The sequence below is a fragment of the Fibrobacter sp. UWOV1 genome (assembly GCF_900142495.1).
Classification (GTDB): domain Bacteria; phylum Fibrobacterota; class Fibrobacteria; order Fibrobacterales; family Fibrobacteraceae; genus Fibrobacter.
The window spans coordinates 467,456-491,252 of record NZ_FRBA01000001.1 but is presented as its reverse complement, the minus strand read 5'-3'; the positions used below and the strand labels follow the sequence as shown (position 1 = coordinate 491,252).

Annotated in this window: 19 protein-coding genes and 1 tRNA gene; 5 read left to right on the top strand and 15 right to left on the bottom strand. The window is 47.9% G+C overall.

Features of this window, described 5'->3' with window-relative positions; translation table 11 throughout:
* Position 1: 1 nt before the first annotated feature.
* Genes BUC02_RS02120 through BUC02_RS02075 form a run of 10 tightly spaced genes read right to left on the bottom strand, consistent with a single transcriptional unit; the run spans position 2 to position 13,698 of the window.
* Entirely contained in the window at positions 2 to 1,462 is a 1,461-nt protein-coding gene (locus tag BUC02_RS02120) for a PP2C family protein-serine/threonine phosphatase (protein WP_073317986.1), read from the bottom strand.
* A 2-nt stretch (positions 1,463 to 1,464) separates the two neighbouring features.
* A complete protein-coding gene (locus BUC02_RS02115) occupies positions 1,465 to 3,186 on the bottom strand; it encodes an MATE family efflux transporter (protein ID WP_073317983.1) in 1,722 nt (573 codons plus the stop codon).
* A gap of 41 nt (positions 3,187 to 3,227) precedes the next feature.
* The gene (locus tag BUC02_RS02110) at positions 3,228 to 6,239 is read right to left on the bottom strand and encodes an amino acid adenylation domain-containing protein (RefSeq protein ID WP_073317980.1); all 3,012 of its coding nucleotides are present in this window, start codon (positions 6,237 to 6,239) and stop codon (positions 3,228 to 3,230) included.
* Entirely contained in the window at positions 6,239 to 7,372 is a 1,134-nt protein-coding gene (locus BUC02_RS02105) for a PLP-dependent aminotransferase family protein (RefSeq protein WP_073317977.1), read from the bottom strand. Before BUC02_RS02105 ends, BUC02_RS02110 begins: the two co-directional genes overlap by 1 nt.
* On the bottom strand, positions 7,373 to 7,672 hold the full coding sequence (locus tag BUC02_RS02100) for an STAS domain-containing protein (RefSeq protein ID WP_073317974.1): 300 nt from the start codon (positions 7,670 to 7,672) through the stop codon (positions 7,373 to 7,375). It lies immediately after the preceding gene.
* 44 nt (positions 7,673 to 7,716) lie between these two features.
* Positions 7,717 to 8,703: a hypothetical protein gene (locus tag BUC02_RS02095; protein WP_073317971.1), complete on the bottom strand. Its 987-nt coding sequence runs from the start codon at positions 8,701 to 8,703 to the stop codon at positions 7,717 to 7,719.
* An 18-nt stretch (positions 8,704 to 8,721) separates the two neighbouring features.
* Positions 8,722 to 10,080 (bottom strand): DUF1302 family protein, encoded by a 1,359-nt coding sequence (locus BUC02_RS02090; RefSeq protein WP_073317968.1) that lies wholly within the window; start codon positions 10,078 to 10,080, stop codon positions 8,722 to 8,724.
* A complete protein-coding gene (locus BUC02_RS02085; protein WP_073317965.1) occupies positions 10,077 to 12,476 on the bottom strand; it encodes an efflux RND transporter permease subunit in 2,400 nt (799 codons plus the stop codon). Before BUC02_RS02085 ends, BUC02_RS02090 begins: the two co-directional genes overlap by 4 nt.
* A gap of 2 nt (positions 12,477 to 12,478) precedes the next feature.
* Positions 12,479 to 13,267 (bottom strand): outer membrane lipoprotein-sorting protein, encoded by a 789-nt coding sequence (locus BUC02_RS02080; protein ID WP_073317962.1) that lies wholly within the window; start codon positions 13,265 to 13,267, stop codon positions 12,479 to 12,481.
* Positions 13,268 to 13,290: 23 nt separating this feature from the next.
* On the bottom strand, positions 13,291 to 13,698 hold the full coding sequence (locus BUC02_RS02075) for a DUF2147 domain-containing protein (protein ID WP_073057824.1): 408 nt from the start codon (positions 13,696 to 13,698) through the stop codon (positions 13,291 to 13,293).
* A gap of 148 nt (positions 13,699 to 13,846) precedes the next feature.
* On the opposite strand from BUC02_RS02075, the gene ispE reads away from it, so the two are divergent.
* From ispE to BUC02_RS02060, 3 genes are all read left to right on the top strand, one after another.
* Entirely contained in the window at positions 13,847 to 14,713 is an 867-nt protein-coding gene (gene ispE, locus BUC02_RS02070) for a 4-(cytidine 5'-diphospho)-2-C-methyl-D-erythritol kinase (RefSeq protein ID WP_073318902.1), read from the top strand.
* Positions 14,714 to 14,761: 48 nt separating this feature from the next.
* Positions 14,762 to 14,833 (top strand) — tRNA-Gln (locus BUC02_RS02065).
* A gap of 36 nt (positions 14,834 to 14,869) precedes the next feature.
* Entirely contained in the window at positions 14,870 to 15,490 is a 621-nt protein-coding gene (locus tag BUC02_RS02060) for a 50S ribosomal protein L25 (RefSeq protein ID WP_073317958.1), read from the top strand.
* Positions 15,491 to 15,578: 88 nt separating this feature from the next.
* On the opposite strand, the gene BUC02_RS02055 is transcribed toward BUC02_RS02060, so the two are convergent.
* From BUC02_RS02055 to BUC02_RS02040, 4 genes are all read right to left on the bottom strand, one after another.
* Positions 15,579 to 16,526: an asparaginase gene (locus BUC02_RS02055; protein WP_073317955.1), complete on the bottom strand. Its 948-nt coding sequence runs from the start codon at positions 16,524 to 16,526 to the stop codon at positions 15,579 to 15,581.
* 11 nt (positions 16,527 to 16,537) lie between these two features.
* Positions 16,538 to 17,524, bottom strand: coding sequence for a tetratricopeptide repeat protein (locus BUC02_RS02050; RefSeq protein WP_073317951.1), 987 nt, complete (start codon positions 17,522 to 17,524; stop codon positions 16,538 to 16,540).
* 103 nt (positions 17,525 to 17,627) lie between these two features.
* Positions 17,628 to 18,158 carry a DUF4416 family protein gene (locus tag BUC02_RS02045; protein WP_073317948.1) on the bottom strand — a complete coding sequence of 177 codons (531 nt, stop codon included), beginning with the start codon at positions 18,156 to 18,158 and terminating at the stop codon, positions 17,628 to 17,630.
* Between the two features lie 4 nt (positions 18,159 to 18,162).
* Positions 18,163 to 19,437, bottom strand: a complete 1,275-nt coding sequence (locus BUC02_RS02040) for a zinc metalloprotease (RefSeq protein ID WP_073317945.1) — start codon at positions 19,435 to 19,437, stop codon at positions 18,163 to 18,165.
* 69 nt (positions 19,438 to 19,506) lie between these two features.
* Here BUC02_RS02040 and BUC02_RS02035 point away from each other — a divergent pair, with 69 nt between their 5' ends.
* Positions 19,507 to 21,879: a DNA internalization-related competence protein ComEC/Rec2 gene (locus BUC02_RS02035; protein ID WP_073317942.1), complete on the top strand. Its 2,373-nt coding sequence runs from the start codon at positions 19,507 to 19,509 to the stop codon at positions 21,877 to 21,879.
* Between the two features lie 66 nt (positions 21,880 to 21,945).
* Here BUC02_RS02035 and BUC02_RS02030 read toward each other — a convergent pair whose 3' ends face one another.
* A complete protein-coding gene (locus tag BUC02_RS02030) occupies positions 21,946 to 22,653 on the bottom strand; it encodes a hypothetical protein (protein WP_073317938.1) in 708 nt (235 codons plus the stop codon).
* Between the two features lie 45 nt (positions 22,654 to 22,698).
* Here BUC02_RS02030 and hisC point away from each other — a divergent pair, with 45 nt between their 5' ends.
* Complete coding sequence (gene hisC, locus BUC02_RS02025) at positions 22,699 to 23,790, top strand: histidinol-phosphate transaminase (protein ID WP_073317935.1); 1,092 nt, start codon at positions 22,699 to 22,701, stop codon at positions 23,788 to 23,790.
* Positions 23,791 to 23,797 lie beyond the last annotated feature (7 nt).

Genomic DNA, 23,797 nt, shown 5'->3' with positions numbered 1-23,797 from the left:
TCTACCTGAGAGAAATGGACAACATGGTAATGTCGTCGAATTGTTCGGCATCACCCACAAAAGCTTGCAGGTCTTCCTTGATTTGAGTCAAGAATGCTTTGCCGCCACGGACATCGGCCGAATTGAGCTTTTTCAGCAGTCTCTCTTCGCCATAAAGTTCCCCTGAGCCGTTGTGCGCTTCGGTTAATCCGTCGGTATAGATTAAAAGGTTGTCGCCATCCTGTAATTGAATCTCGGATTCCTTGTACTGTGTATCGTCCATGCCTGCAAGGAATAACCCATGCTTGTTCTTCAAAAATTCAAAATTTTCGCCCTTTCTTGCAAAACAGGGGGCGTTGTGGCCTGCATTGGTGAATTTTAAAATGCGTGTCTTGGTGTCTAGAATGCCAATCCATGCTGTGGCAAACATTTCTTCGGGGTTGCTTTCACACAGGATTCGGTTGACATCGGTAAAGATCTGAGCCGTGGACAGTTTCATCGAAGCGTGGTCTTTGATCATCGTCTTCACGGTCATCGAGAAGAGGGCCGCGGGAACACCTTTGCCCGAAATATCGGCGATGACAAATGCAATATGCGTGCCATCGATTTCAAAGAAATCGTAAAAATCTCCGCCGACCTCCTTGGCAGTATCCATGGTCGCGTAAATGTTTACGTCGGGGTGGTTGACAAGAACGCCCTCTGCGGAAGGAAGAGAACCTGTTTGAATGTTTGCGGCGAGATTCAGATCGGTTTCGACGGCCACTATTTTCTCGCGATTCTTGACGAACCTATTCGTGTTCACGTTTGTTGTAAAGAAGGTGAGTGCGATGGCGGTTGAAAGGCTGGTTTCTAGATAATTTTCATCAAGATCCAAGACGAATAGTTGAATAAATTCAATTCCTGCAATCAATAAGGAGGTTGTCAAAATACATTGACCATAGAATTTCTTTTCTGCATTTGATTTTCGGCGTCGGATTAAGTAATAGAAGGACTGCAACAATGGTGAACCTGCGTACATGAACGCAATCGGTACCAAACAATAATCAAAGATGATGCCATATTGAATTTCCCCATGTTCGTCGATGGAGTATACTAGACCGGTCCAAGGTGTCGTTAGACATAAAATAACGGTAAGGACGGTGGGTGCGATAAATAGCGCGTGGTGCAATTTTTTTGAACTCATCTTGATTTCAAATTGATTCAACGAAAATCGCGTAAACATCGATGAACCGAGCATCATTGCAATTGCAAAAATATAGGCGCAGGCGTAGTTAAGGATCTTGTATGTAAGATTCCCATCTACAAAATGCCAGATTCCGTCAAAAGCAGACAAGACCGTTGCCGACACAAGCATAATGGAAAGCTTGTCCTTGAAGCTCATCTTGTACAGTACGATGTTGTTGTACAACATGAATGCGGTTAGCAAGGTCGTGAAAACGGATATTTCTACAAACAGGGTATCTGCAATTTGTTCATAGGTCATATTTATGCCTCGAATTTTACCTTGAATGTGTTACGGTTGTAACTCATGGTCGTGAGGTACATCTTGTTATTTTTCATTTTTTCCATGTAGCCCGAAACCATGAACTCGGTTATGGAACCCGCGATTACATCGTCGCTTGATAAGTCAAATAAAATGCCATCGTCCTTGGTGATAATCTGGATTCCATCTTCTCGAATAAAGACGGAACATTCCGCATAGGTTGCCGCGTTCCCGTTTTTCTCAAAAACAAGCATAAAAAGTTCTTCAATGAGCAATTTGACTTTGGCTATGATTTTTTTGTTGATGCCATTTTCCTGAAGGTATCGCTCTATCTGCTTTTGAACATCAATAATCAATTCCGGCTCCAGCTTAAGTTCGTAGAAGCGGTAGTTCAGTCGTTTTTCTTTATCTGCAAGTAGCAACGGGTAGTTTTCTTTGCCGTATTTGGTGCGGATAAATAGTGTCGAGACGATGTAGGCGAAAATACTCGAAAGGGCTATCCCGACAAAGAAACCGTAAATTCCAAATTTTTCGCCGAGAATGAATAGGAGGGGGGCGGCGACAATCACGTCGCGTAATCCGCAGAGAAGTGCCCCAAGAAAAATCTTGTCGATGAGCAGATAATACGAAGAGAGCAAGTAGAGAAGACTGGTTCCGGTGAGCCCAAGTGCAATAATGCGTGCCCCGTTGATGGCCTCCTCTGCGATTTCTGGATTCTCGATGCCATAAATTTTTACGATGAGTGGAGCCGCTGCCGCTATGATGGCGGTCATTAAAACCCCTTCGACAATAGCCGCTTTCTGCGCAAGCTTGTAGCAATTTTTAATGCCGCAGTAGGATTCTTCGCCTAGATAGATGTTGATGAGGGGTGTAATGGCCTCTCCGATGCCGTCAAAAATAATCTGAAACTCTTTTGCAAAGAAAATAACGGAGGCAATAATCAGCATTTCAGAACCGAATGCGAATGTGATGTATTTTTCGACAATCACGGCAAAGCAGGCGAAAAATAGATAGGTGCTCGCATCGATCGTACTGTATTTCGCTATGTGAAAAATTTTTGCAATTGAAAAGTGGAATCCGATTTTTAGCGAGTTTCCTTTCTTGAATAAGTGGAGGCTTGTCACTAAAAGCGCAAGTGCGGTACCGATAAACGAGCCCAGGGCAATTCCTTCGATGCCCATGGATTTTGCCAAGATGATGGAGAGGGCGATGTTGACAACTAGCTGTAAGATGCCTGCGATTGTGCTAATCGTGTCGTCTCCATCTGAAAATACGGCTTCGCACATCAGTAGGAATAAAGGCAAAATCAGAATGGTTAGCTTGTACCAAAAGAAATACTGCTTGGCCTGTTCAAAAACAGCGGGGGTCGCTTCAAAAAAATGGAGATAGGTGTCGCCCAACAGCGTAAAGGCAAAGAACAAGAGTACGCCTATGCTAACAGCAGCGGTCAATCCGACCCTGAAATACTGGGTTGCTTTCGCTTGATCGAATTCTCCCATGGCGCGGTTGTACAAGATAGGAACGCCAATCGAAAGGATTCCGCCAAAAAAAGCGGCTAGGGAATATGCAGGGGTTACAAGGCTGATGCCGGCGACGCTCGTTTCTCCTAAGGCAAGGCCTGCAATCACGGAATCCGACAGCAACAGGATTGGAACGACAATCATGTAGACTGTTCCCGAAACCAGTAGCGAAAGAAACTTTTTAGACAGAAATGTCTTGCTCATTCATTTAAATATAATAATAGGTTGAAAAAATGGTAATTTGATTAGGTACTCATCAAAAGGTTCAAATTCTTTTTTAACAGTTCCGCATACTGTAACGCCTGTTTTGGAGTGTATAGATTTTCCGCATACTCAATAAACAGGGATAGTCCCGAAGGGCTTTCGCGTACCTCTATTTCGAAAGGCATTGCCGCATTGCGGTTCAAACCCACTTCTTCAATTTGAACCTCCGGCGGAATCAGGTTCAGCATGGTGTTTTCATGGACTTGCTTTTGATAGATGATTTCCAAGGTGTATGTGTCCAGTTCGTCATTGTAGAAAATATCACCTAGGCATTCCGAATAGAAAATGCCCTTTAGGATTTGTTCTGAAATCTCGGAAAGAACTTTTGAGGGAGAATCCGTTATTTCAAGATCGATAAAGATGGGTAGATTTTCTTCGAAGCTGCCAATGGTTTCGAGGTACTTGCCTTCTTTTCGGTTGTCGTAAGTCCAGGTGTAGCAGATTTTCTTTTTTCTTGTCATCTCGGAGAGGGCTAGTATTGCCGCCGCAATAGAAAGTTCATTCCTGGATGTAGAACGTCTTTTTTCGGCTTGGTTCATTTGATCTAGGGAGATTCCTAAATCGTAATCCAAATAAGCGCTTCTCCCGAAAGATTTTGTATGGTCATATTCAAGTACGCAGCACCACTTGGAATCGCCCTTTAGGGATTCGTAATATCTTTTTGCCTCAGCATATTTTGTGGACTTCTTGGTGTTTTCTAGGTCTTGTAAGTACGAATAATAAAAGTCATCTCCTGATTTTTCTTGGTAATACTCGTTGAAGGTCTGTACGGCGAATATAAAACACGAGTAATAGTCTCCTAGAGAATGATGGACTTCCACAAAGAGGTACTTGTTTTTCTCTGTTACAATGACTTTGGTTCTATACAGATGTTCTCCGAATAAATTGAATGGACGCTCCGGCTTTTCTTTAAACTTGTTGAATTCTTTTTCGGAGGTATGCCACAATTCTGTTTTTTTCCTCAATTCAGGGCGGTATGAGACGGAATATTTTCCCGTTTCATCATTCGAAAAAACAGACATCATCATCGGATGCTTTTGAAGTGTCTTGTCAACGGCTTCGCATATTTTTTTTTCATCGTATTGATTTCCGAGTGTGACAACGTACGAAAAGTTGTAAACGTAATTACTGCCGGATTTTTGTTCTTCTTCAGATAGGAAAAATTCTTGCTCTGCCTTTATGTCGAATGTTTTTTTTCGGCATTGTTCTTCATATTTTTTATTGTCATCTGTGTTCTTGTTTGATTGTATTTTTTTTGCAATTCGATCGATTGTCTTTCCGTAGTAGATATCTGAAACCGTCAGCGTTAAATGATGCTTTTCTATCTCGATGATTAGCTCAACGGCTGATATAGAGGATCCGCCTAGCTCAAAGAAATTATCTTCTTTGGAAGGGTCTCTTTTTAGATCAAGAACTTTTTTGACCGCTGAACATAAGATGTTTTCGATGCCAATTTCTGAAGAATCTTCATTTAAATGCTTAAACGAAATGTCCATTGTTTTTAGGCTTTGCTTGTCAATTTTCCCGTGTTTATTTAAGGGCATTTTGTCAAGCGTTACAAAAACCGAAGGAATCATATAAGGTGGAAGAATCCTTGATAGTTCTTCCTTGATAGCCTTTGTAGATATGTCTGTGTCTGCAACAATGAACGCGACTAGGAAATTCTCTTTTTCGTTTGTCTTTAAAATAACGGTTGCTTGCTTAATGGCTTCAATTTTTAAAATGGATTGTTCTATTTCCTGGAGTTCGATTCGCTGTCCGTTTAACTTTACCATATCGTCGGTTCGGCCGCAGATCACAATTTCTCCGTTGTCGGTCCTATAGGCAAGATCCCCAGATTTGTATGTCCTTTCGCCTCTGTATTCTATAAAGCTCTTTGCCGTATCATCGGGGCGATTCAAGTAACCGCAAGAAAGCGTCTTGCCCTGTATTAAAAGTTCTCCCTTTTGGTTTGGTCCAAGTTCGTTTCCTTCTTCATCTACGATGAAGACTTTTGTCCGGTATGGAATTCCATTTGTGAAGGAACTTGTTGTATTTTGCAATACCTTGCACACAGCCATGGAGCAAGTTTCTGTTGTACCGTACCCATTGATGATTTTTACGGTAGGGAGTTTGCTGAAGATTTTTGCGGCATGCTCCGGAGAGAGCGGCTCTCCGCCCATGTAAAGGCCTATAATGCTTTCAAATTTTTCTTTGTCAGCCGCAGAAAGTAGAATTTCTATGAATGAAGGTATTCCGATTACGGAATCCAGTTGATACTTCTTAATCTGTTCTGAAAATTTTGTTAAATCTTTAAGTTCATTTTCTTTGTTAAGATAAAATAGGGCCCCTGCATAAATGCAATAAAAGAATCCTGTATAAAAAAGGATGAACGTGAATGGGGATATGTCGGCCAATCGATGAATTTGATATTGGGCAATGGCGATCCATTGTTTTGGAAAGAATTCTTCGTAAATGGCCCTGTGATTAAGCGTGACCCCTTTGGGATTTCCTGTAGAACCTGAGGTGTAAATGCACATTGCCATGTCATCGGGGCTTACATGAACAACTTGTTTTTTTAAATGTTCTTTTTTCGCTTTGGCAAGGAGTTCTTCTAGTGTGAAAATCTTGCAAGTGCATTTGCCTATTTCTAGAAGTTCCGCCTTGATTTTTGCGGTTGTAATGATGGCTTTCGATTTGGAATCGTTGATGCTGTATGCAATTCTTTCAGGAGGCGTGTCGAGTGTAAGCGGGATAAAGGCCGCACCCGTTTTTAAAATGCCCATGATGGCGATATGAATAGAGAAAGACCTGTCCAATACAAGAGTGATGAAATCTCCTTGTCTGATTTCTGGAATCAGGGCGAAAAGCGATGCCGCCAAATAATCTGATTCCTGGTCAAGTTCCTTGTACGAAAGTTCCTTGTCTGCGCAGATAACGGCAATGGCACCGGGCGTCATTTGAGCGTGTTCGGTAAGTTTGTCATGTACGGCGATAAATTTTTCTTTAGCCATTATGCATTCTCGATGAATTTGCCCATGTAGTCAAGAACTGAAATAAGTCCTTTTTCCAAATCAGTCTTGTTCAGGAGCAGGTTGATTCTAAAACAGAACTGTTTGCTTATGTCAAAACCGTGCATAATCCCCGGGAAAATCAAATATCCCTTTTCCTTGATTATTTTTTTTATGGCGAAAATAAAATTTTCGGTTCCTATACACCCGTCAAGAAAGATCATGGCGTAATGACCGGATATATCAGGTGACACATGAGCGAAATGGTAATTTGCTAGAATCTGATGAACTCGTTTGTAATTGTCGCTCCAAAATTGATTGTAAAAACGAAGGCATTCGTCGTAATTTTGGGAGATGAAGTGGCGTGCTCCCAATTCACTTAGATAATTTAGGGAGCCTCCGTAACAATCTTTGAGCCTATCAATTTCGTCAGTGAACTTTTTATGTGTGACAATGATAGAAAATTTAATCCCCTGAATTCCTAGAGCCTTATGTGGGCTATAGATATAAATTAATTTTTTTTGAATTCCTAGTGTTCTTGAAAGTTCCTTCCCGTTTACGCATAAGGCCTCGTCCAATATAACCCATTTTCCTGCATCTAGAAGTTCTTGAATGCCGTTTATGACATTTTGATTGAAATAAACGCTTGTCGAGTTGATGGGAGAGGTGAACCAGAATGCTTCGCAGTCCGAATTTATAAGGGGGCCGATATCAAAATTTTGATTGAAGTCGGGAATGAATTCGTTAAAAACGTGGTAGTCAACTTTTAAATCGTCTAGGCAAGTCTGTGCCGTAAAGTATGCTGGCGCAATGATTCCTGTTTTCAAATTTCTTTGTGAAAGAAATACTGCGATTGTTACAATTGAATGTGTGCTTTGCGAGAAGGCAAAACCCTGAGATTCGTAGAAATCTTCGCTTGAAAAGCCTAATTTGGTTGCAATGTTTTTTTTGATGGATTCAGGAAGATAATATTGATAGTCAAAAATATCCTGTACGGATTCGTATTTGAGGATATCTTTGAGCTGAGCCTTGTATTCGGAGCCGGCATTCCAGTAAGATAGATTTATAGATTGCGTTTCTTTTGACAGGGCTTTTGAAGCTTTGTCAAGTTCCATCTCTATTTCGTAGTTAGTCATTTAAATTAAACCGAAAACGGCGTCGAGCCCGGTTGCGTCCAGGACTTCCCTGAAGTTTTCGCCGATATTGAGAAGTTGCATGTTTCCCTGTTTCTTTTTTAAGACCTTGAATGTTGAAAGTAATACTCGGATCCCTGCCGAGGATACATAATCGCATTCTTTGAAATCCATGATTAGCGAGTTTATCTTTTCGATGTGAGCTGCAATTTCTGCAGCAAGTTTGGGCGAGGTGAGGGTGTTCAGCTCGCCAGAAAGAGCAATTGTCATTTCAGCATCGTTCAAAACAGTTCTAAGTTCCATTCTAGGCTCCGTATTATATTTTAGTAAAAAAATTGTGAAAAGAATTAAAACAGGTGCTTCCACTGGAATCCGAGTGTGTAGAATATCCATTCTCTACCGCTATAGGTCATTAGCGGCTCGTATTCTGCATCTTTGTATTTTTCGCGGAAACTGCGGCGCGACTGGAAATCAAAAAGCACAAAAAGCTTGTCTTTCTTGCTAAAAGTGATTTCGGCCATGGGCCAAATGTCGATGGTCATGAAGTCGCCTTTGTAGCGAGACGAATAGTCGCCGAAATCGCTGGACTCATAATGGCCCGAAAGCGTGGTACCGACGCCGATCATCGAAAGTTTCAAAGGCATTTGGTAGCCTACAAAGTATTCCTGCTCGTACACCCAGCCGCTCGCCAAGCCGTCGGAGGCCTGCCATAGCCAAACATCGCTGTCGGTGCCAGTCAATTTCTGGTAGCCGGCTTTGTAGGTTGCCGTAGCGACAACGTGGTGCCAGTCGCCTTCCCAAAGGGCGGCAAGATCGAACATGAAACATGCGCTTCCCCAGCCGTACAAGTACCAGTGCGCAAAGGGAGTCATGTCCTTGTATTCAGGCTCTGCTGCATTGTATGCAGCCATGCCTTGGAATAAATCGAACGCGTTCCAGCCGGTTCCTGCCGTGCCGCCGACGGCCAGTTCCAAAAAGGCAATGGGAGATACGGTAATTGATGCGACTGGTGCGAGCGTAATGGGCGAAACTTCCAACCCCGCGCTAAATGTCACATGGTTGTCGGCGGTGAATTCGTCGTCGCCACGCAAGAAGGGGAGCGTATAGGCCGCATCAAATTCGGCAACGGCCTCGATGCCGTCGTAAGGACCGCTGATTCCTGTGACGTGGCTTGAACCGCGGTGGTGTTCCACTTCGGGGTAGTAGGCGGCAGATACCGTAGACGAAATTTCCCAAGGGGATTTTTCTTGAGAGGCTTTTTCCGGTGCTTCCTCTGCGAAAATCTGATTACCTACGCAAAGTACGGCTGCGAATGCAAATAATGCTTTTTTCATGCTTTCCCCTCCAGAACGTTAGAATGACATTTTTCCTTTGAAAGTGACACTGCTGAAATCGCGGTATTCGCCGTACAGGCCTTCTTTGCCGTCGGGGCCTTCCAAGTACAGGTCTCCAATCAGGCTAAGCGTAATGGCATCGGTCAGCTTGTAATCCAGTTCCAGTTCGCTTGCCGTAGAAAAATCCCATAAGTCCAATGCACCCGAGGCCATAATGGTGAGCGTTTCGTTCAGGATAGATTTTTCGATGCTCATGGTGGCCTGGTGTTCAAATTTTTTCCGTTCAATGTCGCTATCGTAATCGATTACGGCGTCCGCGACATATTGTGCTGTAATCGTCCAGCCTCCGCTTGGAGTCCAGTCAAGTCCGGCAAGGCCTAAAACTTGATTCTTTCTCTTGCTTGCAGGGCGCGAGTCTTCCGAATACTTAAAGAGTTGACTGTTGACATCTGTTTGGAAGTGCCTCTTTGGGAAATAGGCTCCTTCAAGACGGAATACGAAATCTCCGGCAGGAATCGCTGCATCGGCACCGATCATGTACATGCGTTTGTATTCACCAGTCACATCAATTGAATAGCTGGTGGCAGGCATGTCTTCGCCATCGCCAAAAACAATATTGGGGTTGTATCGGATTAACGGGAGGTCATCCCAACCATAGAATCCGTACAGCGACAAATCTGCGACCGATGTGTAGGTACTAGCGCGCAGGGCGAGTTCGCTCTTCGAAAGTCTTTTTTTAGGGAGTTCGAAGTCGTCGTATTTTTCAGGATAATTGATCCCGATGCCATCCACTTCCTCCGGGAATACGCGCGAGTGTAGCGGATTTCCCTTGGCAAGAGGCAGAATGCTTGGCGTAAAGAACGGAATCCAGTAGGCGTCCACTTGCGTCTTTTCGGTTAACAGGGATAGGCGCACGGCGTCGATTCCCAGCTTAGATTCGTTGTAATCGGAGGCGACTACATTCGTTTCGTCTCGCGGATTCAATACGTCGGTAATCTGGATGTCGTCGGCCTTACCCCACGAAACAATTTGGCGGCCGATACGGAGCGCGATCATTTCGCCCTTCCAGTCAATATAGGCTTCGCGGAGTTTCAAGGCGTATGTTCCGTCGTCAGCCACAAATGCCGATGAGCCGTTTGTCGATTGAGCGCCTAAGGCGTCGTGGACAATCTGGCCGTTTACATAGACCATGGCTTCGTCTAGGTACGATTTGATTGTGCCGTCAAAGATCGTCTGGCCGAGCAGAAAGTCGCCCTTGTTGTGGTGAGCGTTCGGAAGTCCTACCCCGGCCTGCGAGGTTAGGCTCCCCAAGAAGACTGTTTCTTGGGCACAAATGGTTGCAGCAAGGGCTAAGCTGAGTGCGGTAAATCGTTTCATGCTTTCTCCTTTTCTTTGCCATACGGTTTTGACACTTGCAGAAGTGCGGGCGTAATCGTATAGTCGGCGAGCAAGGCGCTTGAAAGGCCGACAATAATCAACAGGCCGAGCACCATCAGGAAACGCAAGGGGCTAAACAGGTAAACGGCGAACATCGCACACAGAATCAACGTGGTCAAAAACATCGATGCCCCGATTTCGCGGAAGGTCGCTTCCATCGCCCTCGATAGAGAACCACATTCTTCGTATCGGACTTTCAAGTGTGTGGTCAAGTGGATTGTGTCGTCTACGGCAATACCCAGCACCAAGGGCATTACGGTGACAGTGCTAAAGTCCAGCGCAAAGTCAAAGTATCCCATGACACCGCCCACCAAAATGACAGGGGCCACGTTCGGAATCATGCCGATAATTCCAAGCTTGAAACTGGAGAATGCAAACATTAGCATGATGGCGATGATGATGAGCGAAAATCCGAAGGATTTTAGACCGCCAAAAACAATGCGATTGCTCATTTCGGAATAGCGAATCATGTCGCCAAGCAGTGTGCATTGGGCGTTCGGGAACAATTCGGCGAGTTTAGCCTTTAAAGCGTTCATGTTTTGGAGCGCTTCTTCGGTAGCGAATTGGGTCATGTCCACGCTGACTTCTGTAATTCTGAATTCTTCGTCCATCGTTTCGCTAAAGTCTTCGCGCATTTCGATAGACGAAAGCTCCATCAGCTGCGCAAGCACGTATTCGTCTTCGGGAACGGCGTAAAGCGAATCTTTGCCTTCGTTCAAGGCGCGATTCATTTCTTTCAAGATGCTTGTCGCCGAGGTCACGCGCGGTTTTCGACCCGACCACTTGGTAAGCGAAAGAGCGCCTACGTAATCTTCGAGTTCCAAAAGTGCTTTCATGTTTTCGGGCTTCTTGAATGCGCCTTCTTCGTCAAAAGAGATCATGATGGAATAGCTGTACTGGTTTCCGAGCTTAGTCTTTAGCATTTTCTTGATTTCTTGCACATAGGGAACCTTGTCGCCCGAAATACTCAGGTAGTCCAGTTGCGCCGTAATCTTGAACATTCCCGGAATAAATGCTGCAATAATCAGGGCTGCAGCCACAATAAAGTGCCATTTTCTTTTATAGACGAGATTGGACCAGGCTGAAAACATCTTGTCCAGTTTTGTAGCGCCGTCATTGCTAGTTGTGTCGGGCACGCCGTTCTTGCCGAACGACAGTAGAATTGGAATCAGGATTGTTACATAGAGGTAAATCGCGAGCACCACAAGGGCTGCGGCTTTACCCATCCATACAAGGGGTTTCATGTCGACAAACAGGAAACTGATAAACGAAGCCATGGTCGTAAGCACTGTAAACAGTACCGGCCAACCACATTCTTCGATGCATTTGATGGCTGATTCTTTACGGATGCCGGTGCGTCTAAATTGCAACTTGAACATGTTTATATAATGCACCGAATAGCCAACGGCTAATGCCATGCCCAGAACGACTGGCAAAGTGACGAGCGTAGAATCTGCCTTTACTCCGAAAAGGGCCATGCCGCCAAATACCGAGGCGATGGCACTGAGGGTAGTGATTGCCGGAACGAAAACGCCAAAGAAATTGCGCAAGAAAAGTGCCAGGAATAAAAGCATCACGCCGACGCTGCATAGTACCCTGATGCCGTATTCGGGAATTTCGTAACGGTCTTCGCAGGCGCTGTCGAACGGGATTCCTCCGCCATACAGTTTATAGTCCTTGTTCTGGAATTCGTCGCTTTCCATAATTTCCATCAGCTTGTAGCCGATAGCCAGGTTGACTTCTTCTACGTCGCCTTCGAATTTTTCTTCAAGTTCCTTGCCTTCGAATGGGTGGAGCGACAAGGATATCCAGGTTTCGCGTCCGTCGTCGCTGACGAGTGCGTTGATGAGAGCGTTCGTTTTTTCGTTCCCGCGCATCACGAGGGCACGTGCCTTGGCGAGTTCTGCGGAGTCCGAGGGAATCCCGTTCTCATAAGGCTTGACGATTTCAAAACCTTCTTCGTTACCTACGGGAATATTGACATTGATAATCGAGGTGAGCCTGTTTGCAAACGGAATTTCGTCTTGTAACCGTGTCCCGATTTTATCGATGACATTCAGGATGTCTTCGCTAAAGACATCGCCATCGCCTTGCTTTACGAGGAGGACTCCGACGCCGTTCAGGTTCCCGAAGACCTGTTCGTATTTTTTCGTATTGATGGTGATTTCGTCGGAATCGCCAAACCAGCCCTCTTCGCCACGCGAAAGAGCGAAATCGGCAAGACCGGAACTACAGATTACGGTAATAACGAGCAGTATGGCTAGAATGGGCCAACGGTAACGAATCTGGGTGGTTCCGACCTTGCGAAAAAAATGATTGATTCTAGAAACTCTCATTTTTACTTGACCTGTTCACGTTCCAACGCACTGACTGTAAAGTAACTTTCGTTTACTTTTTCGTCGTACTTAAGGTTCTTGATTTCGTAGACGGTTTTGTGGTTTGTCTGGACATTGGTCATGGTCATCTTGAGAGAGGTCCAGTAGCCGTTCACCTGCTGAATATTGTCGGCAACGAGTGTCTTTTGCAGACGATTCTGCTTGTCGAAGTATTCGCCCTTGTGGACCACGTAAGTTTTCTTGTTCACCCAGGACACGCGACGGCTGACTTTTGCTTTGGGATCCTTTGCCTTGGCTTCGAGAATCCAACAGTCAATTCCGTTCACCTTCTCTTCGCCGAGAATGGCGAAGTTGTCCTTGGAAAGACTGCGTGTGCCCAGGTCGTCGTAAGTAAAGTCTGTTCCCTGGAAATCGTCGTCCTTGCTGGAACCGGAAACGCGGCGCACCTTTTTCATGGCAGGGAGGTAAATCCAGCTGTCGCTATCGACGGTGGAACCATCGGCCTTGTCGGGGTAGTCGTAGGTGAGGTAGCTGATTCCCGCCACGTCCCTGGGTGTCTTGAAAACAAGGACCGTCTTGTCGGTGGTTCCGTCCTTCATAGTGTAAGATGCGATTTCGCGATTGCGGGTTTTCCCGTTTTTGTCAATCAGGGTAACCGAAATGGTTCCAGACGATGTTTTTCCGGAAGGCAAGTCGTGAACCTTCTTGGCGATTTCGTTTGCCGACTGGGCAAAGGTGGTTGCCGCATACAATAAGCTAGTGCCGAGCACTTTAATAAACAGATTCTTCATATTTTCTCCTTATTCCATCTTTTTTACTTTTTACTGCGTTTCCAATATTCCGTAGCACCCAAAAGTCCCCAGCGGTCAAGCGAGCCTCGCATTTCCAAGCGACCGTCCTTGGTGAGTGAAATCTTGCCGTGGTAGGTCTTGTTTTCTTCGGGGTCGTAAATGGAGCCGCCCTTCAGCATACCGTCATCTTCCTTCATGTCCTTGATGATGATGGTGCCGATGAGCTTTTGGTCGGCCGGGTCGTCGGAATCCAGAATTTCGGTGAGTTTGCCGTAATACAGCCCGTTGCTGCTTTTATAGATGAGTACGGTGGCGTAAGGCTTGTCGGTATCGGGGTCGATGGCGGTCCACGGTCCTAGAATTTTGTCGACCTGGGCTTCCGCCGCCAATGTGGCAAGGCAAAAGAAAATGGTGAAAACGATTTTCTTCATAATTTTCTCTTCTTTTGGTTTTACAAGCTTTGGGCTTATTTAATAGTTAGAAACTATCATCCCTTAATATATATTGTTTTTTTTTTACGGTAATGAAAAGTTTGCCCAAGGTATTCCAAATTGGAATATTTTTGCTAAGTTTAATGGCATGAAAGAATACGCTCCTGCTAAGATTAATTTGTTCTTAGATGTCATCCGCAAGCGTGAAGACGGATATCATGACTTGGGCACGCTGTTCCAGACCATTGACGCAGGCGACACCGTGAGTGCCGAACCGCGCCAGGATGGTCGAATTACGCTTTGCTACAACGAACCGCAGAATTATCCGCTGGAAACGGACTTGGTTTACAAGGCTGCCAAGCTCTTGCAGCAAGAATCGGGTACGACCCTCGGTGCAGATATTTATTTGAACAAAGTAATGCCCCTGGGTGCAGGCCTCGGTGGAGGCTCTGCAGACGCTGCAGCAACGCTCCGCTTGCTGAACCAGCTGTGGAAGCTCAAATTCAAATTTGAAAAGCTCGAAGAAATTGGAGCAAAGCTTGGTGCCGATGTCCCCTTCCTGGTGCGTGGCGGTACCGCCATGGCCGAAGGTATTGGCGAAAAGCTCACTTTTGTGAAACCGCTACAGTTGAACGACGAACAGTACCTGCTGGTGGCCACTCCGCTAGACTCCGTACCGACCAAGGATGCCTACGCTGGCGTTCCCAAGTCTGGCCCGGACCGCTGGGAAACATACAAGTCCAAGTGCATGCGCACGGGCAAGTCCGCATCGATCGACTTTGCACTTGCCAATACCTTCAATGCTTTTGAAGAGTCTGTGTTTCCTAGGCATCCGCTTGTCGAAGAGATGAAAAATGAGTTCAAGCGCCTCGGGGCGAAATCCGTCCTGATGTCGGGGTCGGGGGCGTCTGTTTTCGGCGTTTTCGAAACCCGCAAGCAGGCGAAAGAGGCCGCCGAAGAGCTGAAACCCATCTCTAGATACCAGGTGGTGACCCGCTTTTTTGAGGGTTTTTAGCCCTAACCCTTTGAAAAAGGCGTAAATTTGCTATATTTGCGCCACCATTGGGGTATCGTCAAGTGGTAAGACAACGGATTTTGATTCCGTTATTCGTTGGTTCGAATCCAGCTACCCCAATGAATTTTTTAACCATTTACTAATTGGAGTAAAATTATGGAACTCACAAAGCTCGCAGCAACCTCGAGAGTGCTAGGCAAGAGCCGCGACAACGCCCGCCTTCGCAAGGCTGGCCAGATCCCGGCTGTCTATTATGGTAAGGGTCAGGAGTCCGTGAATATCAGCGTTAGCGCAATTGATGTTCGCAAGGTCCTCGCCCCGGGTAAGCGTTACACGCTTCTCGATTTGGAAATTGATGGCAAGGCCGGCAACGCTGCCGTAATTTACAACTACCAGAAGAATCCGCTGACCCAGGAAATCGAACACATCGACTTCTTGAAGATTGATGACACCACCAAGGTCAAGGTTCGCGTTCCCGTTAAGCTGAACGGCCTTCCGATTGGTGTTAAGACTCAGGGTGGTACTTTTGCTCAGCAGAACCGCTACATCCAGCTCGCCGCTGTGCCGACCAAGATTCCGGCCGTGCTCGAAATGGACATCTCCGAATTCCCGGCTCCGACGACGTTCTACGCCAAGGACCTGAAGCTCGAAGACGGTATCGAACTCGCTTGCAAGCCGCGCACCGTGATCTTCACCATTTCTGCGAAGAGCGGTAAGAAGGCTGACGACGCTGCTGATGCTGCCGCTGCTCCGGCTGCCGCTGCTGAAGCCAAGTAATTTTCAAAAAAGAAAATTTCAAAGAACCTGTCCTGAACAAGGGCAGGTTTTTTGTTTACGGTTCTTACTGTTCGCTGGAACGGGTTGGTTAAAGCGCGAATACCCGCTTGATGTCGTCGGTGCGGCTTGTTTGCGTGAGCACGAGCTTGAGGAGGACTGCGGCCTTTTGAGGCGGCAGTCGTCCGGCGCAAATGCGGCCTGGCGCAAGGGATTCGTTGAGCGTCACGAGCCCGTGGTGAGTACGGCTTGCGATGACGACCGGAATGTCGATGTTTTCGAGGGCGCGGGCCCAGGCGATGCTGAATTCGCCAGCGCCGGCGCCCGCAATCACGAGGCCGTCGGAAACGCAGGCCGCGTATTCCAGAATTTTCGGGTTTGCATCTACGGTAAAGTAGACTACGTTCACTCGCGGCAGGCTTTCAAGCTTGGAAACGTCGAAGAAGTTCTGTTCCTTTAAGGCGTTCCAGTTAGAGCCTTCGCCGGGAGCGCTTACGCCCATCGCGTTAATCGCCGAGGCGCTACACTTTTGAACGCTCCGGGCGTCGAAAAGTTCGCCCGCAAAATACACCCACACCAAATTCGCCGGCGGGTCGTCGTCGACCGCGAAGCCGGCTGCCGCACGCACGGCGCCGAACAAGTTTGCGGGGCCGTCAGGGTCTTTGGCGGTAGCGGGCTTCATGGAGCCTGTAAAAATCACCGCCTTTTCGCACTTGACCGTAAGGCTTACGAAGTAGGCCGTTTCGTCCATGGTGTCGGTGCCGTGAGTGACCACGATGCCGTCCACCGAATCGTCCGCTTGCAAGTCGGCGATGCGGTTCGAAAGCGCAATCCACAGCTTGTCCGTCATGTCGTCGGAATTCACGTTGCAAATCTGCTCGGCCGTGATTTCGGCGTACTCCGAAAGCTCCGGCACGGACGCCACCAAGTCTTCGGCAGAAATCTGCCCGGACACGTAGCCCGTATTTTTTCCGGGCTCACCGACGCCGGCGATAGTGCCGCCCGTCGCAAGAATCACGATGTGTTTTTTCTTCGCCATAGAAACCTCCGCTACCTTACTTCGTCGAGCAACTGTTGCGTGGTGACGCCATAGAACTTTTGCAAGGCAGGCTCGTCGCCCAAAGTGCGCATGCTCTGGATGAATTCTCTGAAGTGCACGAGGCTTGCGTTGCGGGCCAAAAGGCGTTCCACCATGGCCTGCGAATACCAGTAGAGCTTAACGGCTGTGCCGGTGTTGTTCTCGTTCACGAATGGTGTCGTGAGAGCTTCGATGCTGGGGGCGCCACCTTCGGGCCGTTGCATTCCCGTGCGCGAGGCGTCAATCACTTGGGCAATTCCTTCGTTAACCCAAAGCGGAATGTGGTGGCGTGTCATGGCGCGGATGAAGGCGTGCGTGAGTTCGTGGAAGAACATCGGGCGGTAAATTTCGCGGTAGGCCATCACGTTTACAGGAATGCGGAGCTTGCCGTCAAAAACGGCGCCGACCCATTCGGGGCGCGGGCCAACCCCTTGGTATTGCGAGGACTCGTAAAGCACCAGGTGCATCTTGTTTTCGGGGTGAAAGTCGAACAGGTGGCAGAGCGAATCGTAGGCGACTTCCAGCACGGCGAGCGCTTCGGCGATGTCGCTTCTGGCGGGGCGGCCTTCGAATTCCACGCGAAAGTGCATCGAACGCTCCAGCTGCAATTCAGCCATCTCGCGCATCAGCGACTCGGACTTTTCTTTTAAGAAGTCGAGGTCACCATGCTTGAACTTACGTGACTGCACGTAGGCGATGCAGTCTTCGTAGCGTTCCTGCTCGAAAAGGATTCCCGCCAAATGAAGTTGTAAGTTTTGGTCATCGGGCGATTCTTTGAGGAGCGTGCGCACGTTTTTCTCGGCGCAGTTCCATTCGGCCATTTCAAGGCACTCGTTTGTCTCGGCGATTAACGCTTCGTGCTTGTCGAAAGCCTCCTTTGCCGCCGACTGCTGCATAAACCAGCGGACACCAATAAGGAGTACAATAATCAAAAGGACGATGTAAACGATATTCTTCATTGTATTCCTAGTTCGCTACAGTTCATTTCACATTTCACACTCCACATTTCACATTCCACATCTACTGCCTACAGTCTACTGTCTACCGCCTACTTCCTACTGTCTACTGCCTACTCTTCTTAAATTTCTCCCGAATGAGCTGCAAGTCGTGCTGGTACGGATTCCGCTTAAAGTCTTCGAATGCCCACGCTGTCGGGTGGAATTGCCCCTTCGCATAAGTCAAAAGCATGTCAAGCCAAACGCCTTTGCCGGCGTAAAGCTTGAAGGGACCGCGCTTGTAACTGGGGAGCACCACCTTATCCAAGTCCATGTAGCCGATGTCGATGTTCACGCGGCGCGCATCGGGATCGTTCGCCTGCGCCATCGTGAGTTCCAGCGCATTGCTGCGTTCCTTTTCGGCAGCAATCGTTTCGGGCGGAATTTCTTTTTCAAAAGAAACCACGCCGCGGTACAGACCTTCTCCCATTTCGGGGGTGTAATAGGGCGTCTGGTCGAATGCGAAAAGCTTGCCCTTGTGGCGGATTTTGCCCCAAGTGCGTTCCAATGCGTCAATCACTTCGGGCAGCCACTGCTCACCGGGCTGCAAGACGAATGCCAAAAGTTGTGCGTTTTCAGAAAATTGAGAAGACTTCATAAACTTAATGCGGGAAAATCATCAGGTTCTGGCGGATAATGGCCAGCTGTTGTTTGCTAAACGAGAGAGTTTTGTTTTCTACCGTGAGCGGGAACATGTAATTGCCTGCATCCGGGCAGTCCTCGATCTTGAACGAACTGTTGGCAAAAATGCGAATACGCGGCATCAAGCGGTTGATGCGGAAGTCGGTCCTTTGAACTTTGGTAAGGCTTGTCGCCACAAGTGAATTGCAAGAGGGCGTGTCTTCGAGCCCGTCTTCAAGGTTCGAATAATCGCCAAAATCGTAGTCGTCAAAGATGGTTTCGATATCGGCCCTGGTCGCGGTCGTGTGGCGGAGCCCAAAGAAATGTCCGGTTTCGTGTAGAGCCGTTTCAATGATTCCCTGCATGTCAAGCGCTTCTTCGCCAGCCGGAGTCTTGATGTGCGTACCCAGAACGACTGTACTTCCGAGTCCCTTGCCGAGGTTCGCGCTAAACAGGTTCGAATATCCCAGAATCCCTTCTTGGTCAATAAAGTGCACTAGGGTTATATCCAATGCGTTTTCGAGCCCGGGCCAGCCGCCCAGTTCCGAAACCATGATGTCGTCCGAAGATCGGCCCGCAATCCAGGGTTCGTTTGCCGGGTACGTCTTCCCGAGAGTCGGGTGCTCGGCGGCTTGGTTGATATAGAGCGTGTCAATCGTTACAGAAGTATAGAGCTTGCGGTATTCCGCCAAAAGGTTTGTGGCCAGTTCCTTGGCGGTAAATTCTTCGAGTTCGTCTTCGATATTGCCGACCAGAATCAGGTTAATCGAAAAATGGTCGGAGTAGGCACCTTCGCCCGTGAACCGGATGTTGGAAACGCGGCCTTCGTAGTAAGTATTGTTTTGAATCAGGCTTGTTGCCCATAAGGCGTTTTCGCGTTCTTCGCAAACGAAGGAGTATATATAACGGCCGTTTTTGACAACGGGATCCAGGGTGCGGACCGGTTGGGCGTGCAAATCTTCACCATTATCGCTCATGAAAATTCTGAAAAGCTGGAGCTTCGGGGCTTCAAAATTAGGGTCGACATCGAACGACAACTGGTAAGTGGCATTGGGGTGGACGATCAGCGTAATGCCGTGAGCCAGGTTTGCAGCCGAAGAATCGTTTTTGGCGTAGTCATTGGGGAACAGCCCGAAAGCAAGTCCGCTGTCCGGGTAAAGGATAAATTCCTTATCAGGTTCATCACCGCAGCCAGCCAGGAACAGCACCAGGCCTAAAAAGTACAATACACAAAATTTTTTACAAAAATTTTTCATAAAAAAACGTTCCAGTGCCTCAAAAAAAGCGTGTATAGAAGAGGGACTCTTCTGAAGGGCTTTATAATTATGAAATCTAGAAAAAAATATAAAATTCTGACTGATTTATACAACCTGCTGACTCCGCTCATGGGAAAACCGGCCTTGTTGAGCGCCGTCGTGATGACGATTTTTTTTGCAGGCCTCGATGAACCGCTGTACGCTTGTTTTTTGTGGCCCGTTTTATGCCTTGTGACGCATGTCTTTAAAAAGTCGCTGCAATGGGTTGTTCTAGTCAGCATCGTGGTGGCCTTTGTTTGTCATGAATACTCGGTGCGCAAAAACGTAAATGATTTGCCGGAGGCGGGTGCTTTTACAGAGGCTTGCGGGCTAGTTGAGACGACGCAATCCAAAAAGAGCGGCATGGCAATCGTCATTCAAACAAAGAAAACGGTCGCGGGGGAGCCGCTATCGCCTTATCGCGTTCGATTGACTGAAAAACGCTCGTTGCCCGAGTACCCCATGCCTGGGGATTCGCTTTGTTACGAGGCGTCGTACTATCCGGTTTTGCCGCCTACGGTGCCGGGCGCCTTCGATACTCGCGGCTGGCTCAGGTCGCAGGGGCTCTTGGCTTATGGCAAGTTTGTCCATTGGACTGTTTATGGCAAGAACTGGGTGCCGGAGCGCAGCTTTTATCAGTTCCGCAAATGGATTGGCTCGAGGTTTAGCGATTACTTGGATCCGTCAGAAACAGGGCTTTTGCTTGGGCTCTTGGCGGGCGACAGGAGTGGTATTCCCGATGCCTTGCGCAGCGATTTCCAACGCTCGGGGCTTGTGCATGTTTTGGCCATTAGCGGGTTCCATGTGGTGCTCTTGGCCGGAATGCTCATGATTTTTTTGAAGGCGACGGGACTTCCGCATCGAGTGGTGCGAATTGCGGCGATTGTCTTGTTGTTCCTGTACATTCCAGTGACAGGCGGGTCGCCCGCCGTAAGGCGGGCGGTGCTCATGTTCGCCGTGCCGCAGGTCGGCGCATTGTTCCAAAGGACTGCGAATACCCTGAATAGCCTCGGAGTCGCCCTCCTTTTCATTATGATTCCAGAGCCCTCTGTTATTTGGAATCCGGGCTTTCAGCTTTCGGTGGCGGCGACTATGGGAATCTTGATGGGGGGCACCTGGAACCCGCTTAAAAAGCTGCCCGAAGAACTCCAGAAGAATAAATGGTGGGCGCGCCTGCAAGCGCTTGTGGTGGAGCCGACTTATGTGACTTTATGCGCCACGCTATCGACGGCTCCGTTCCTGATACACCATTTCAAGACTCTTTCGCCATTTGCGTGGCTTGGCAATATTGTGGTGGTGCCTGCGATTTCCATGGGCATGCAGGCGGGGCTTTTTGCGCTACTTTCGCCGTTTGATTTTTTGCGGGAGCATTTTTGCTATGCGGCGCGGTTCTTTTTGCGACTAGCGTCGCTTTTGACTCGCTTGCTGTCGGATTCTTCGCAGGCGTCGGTGACTGTCGGGCCGTTCGAGCCTTCCATATTGCTTTTGTGCGGAGTGTTGATTGTCTTGATGCCCGTTGCGGGTAAAAACAGGATTGCCCGGCGTTTTTCACTTTGCTGCATGATTCTTTTTGCAATAACCTTTGCCTACAAAGGCTATTACGCCATTGTCGAGCCGAGCTGGAAATTGACGGCTATCGATATCGGACAGGGCGATAGCCTCTTGCTTACGACGCCTTCGGGCTCCCATATTCTTGTCGATGCCGGCGATATCAAACGGCAAGATTCCGGGAAAGACATCATCGTGCCGTATCTGCACCATATCGGGGTTTCCAAGCTAGACGCCTTGGTCATCACACACCCAGATCAGGACCATTTTGGCGGTGCAGCTTCGATCATCAAAATGTTTCCGGTCAAGGAACTCTGGCTAACAGATTGCGCAAGAATCGACGAAAAAGAAAACTGGCAGCAGGTAATTTCCGAAGCCTACCGGCGCGGCATTCTCATCCGCGACATTTCTCGCGGAGTACTGTACAAAGAAAAATTCTTTGAAATCAAGGTGATTCACCCCGATACCAAGCACTGCGTAGATGCCAACACGCAAAGCATTTCGTTTCGGGTAAAGGGCCTCGGGCGTTCGGCTATCTTGACCGGCGACCTAACCGTGCAAGGCGAAAAAGAAATTATGAAAACGGATGTCTATCTGAAAAGCGACGTGCTTAAACTCGGCCATCACGGCTCAAAGACGTCGAGCAGTCGAAAATTCCTGAATCGGGTCAATCCGGAACTGGCGCTGATTTCGAGCGGCCGCAAGAACCGTTTTCGCCACCCGAGCAAGCAGGTGATTCAAAGGCTTGATTCGCTTAAGATTCCGTATTTGAATACTGCAGAACGCGGAACGATCGATATTATCTTTCGTTCCGATACAATGCTTGTGAATACAATGCTAGAGAGTGGGTTCTGAGTTCTAAGTTGCTGGCTGCTAGATTGTTTTAAAAAAATCTAGTAACTATTAACTGTGTCGTAAGCACTATAATGCGGTCTGTACGTAAAGCCCGATGCTCTTTTGGTCGTTGTTGTCATCCTGCAGAATGCCGATGTCGAATTCCAGGCGCACGCGTGTGCTACCGAAGGCCAGTTCCATTTTCGGAATAATGTCGACCATAAAGTCATCGCGGAAATGTCCGACGCTTCCGCTCGAGGTAATTTCGATCATGCAAAGAAAGCTTCTGCCAAAGTGCAACGTCGGAATGGTGCCGAAAGCGAATTTGACATAGCCGTCATCTCCGGTAACGCCGTCAAAAAAGCCGGCGCGGGCTTCATAGGTATTCGAAAAACTACTTGCAATATAAACTTCTTTGCCGTAGGTCAGCACCATGGCGCTACCATTGTTGCGGTTGAGCCCAAAATAGCCGTCCAATTCGACAAATCGGCCGGCACCCATGCGGTATCTTCCGCCGATGTCGATGGAGGCTTCCATGTTGTCCATCTGGTTGTAGGTGTACATGTCCACCTTGGCGCCTAATTCCCATTCTTTGTTGAGCGCCCCTAGAATGTTCACGGGGAAGAGTACATTGCTTCCAAAGTCAGAACGCAGTCCAAGGCCTGCGGCAAATTTGGGGGAGGGTCTTGCGTCGGGGCCGAGAGTGTAACGCATGTTCCAAATGCGGTCCAAGGCGAAGGCGTTTTGAATGCAAAGGCCTATTAACACAAAAATAATGAAATGGGAAATTTTCATGTGCTCCAATTTAGCTAAATTTTAGGCGCAAAAAAAGAGGATATCATGATTGATCCGCGTCCAGAGCTTTTGAAACTTTCTGATTACGTTCCTGGCAAATCCATAGAAGAAATCCGTGCGAAGTACGGGCTGACCGAAGTTGTTAAACTCGCTTCGAACGAGAACCCGCTCGGTGCTTCCCCGAAGGCGGTCGAAGCTTACCACGAAATCGCGAACTCCTTGCACTTGTACCCGCGCGGTGATGCCCCCAAGCTGATCAACGCCATCGCTGATTTTTACGGCGTGAACACCAACCAGATCGTGATCGGTAACGGCTCCGATGAAATCATTGATATGGTGGGTAAGGCCTTTATCCGTCAGGGCGACAATTGCATCGGCATTACGCCCACGTTCTCGGTCTACAAGTTTACGACGCTTTCGAACGGCGCCGACTTTGTCGGTGTCGGTGTGGGCGACCAGAAGACACCCCTTTCGGAACTCTTGAAGGCAATCAACAACAAGACTCGCGTGATCTTCATTTGCAGCCCGAACAATCCGACTGGCGTTTACTACAACAAGCAGGAATTGCTTGACTTCTTGGATAAGGTTCCGAGCAATGTGCTTGTGTTCCTTGATCAGGCTTATTCTGAATTTGCAACGGCAAGCGATTATCCTGTACTGATTGACATGCTGGACAAGTACAAGAACTTGTTCATCAACCGCACCTTCAGTAAGATTTACGGCCTTGCTGGGCTGCGCATTGGTTATGCCTTCGGTAACGTAGATGTAATCCGCGCCTTGTGGAAAATTAAGCCGCCCTTCGACGTGAACCAGGCCGCACAAGTGGCAGCGATTGCAGCCCTTTCCGACAAGGAACACGTCAAGAAGACTCTCGAACTCAACGCTGCAGGCATCAAGTACTTGACACCGGAATTTGAATCACTTGGTTTCAAGGTGTTGCCGACTCAGGGTAACTTTATCTGCGTGCACATTGGCCCCAAGGCGAAGGACCTCGTGCTGTTCCTCGAAAAGAACGGCATGATTGTTCGCGGGCTTACGAGCTTCGGTCTTCCGGAACACATCCGCGTGACTCTCGGCAAGCGCGAAGAAAATGAACTTCTGGTCAGCCTCGTCAAGAAGTGGAAGGCTGAAAACTAATCGCCGG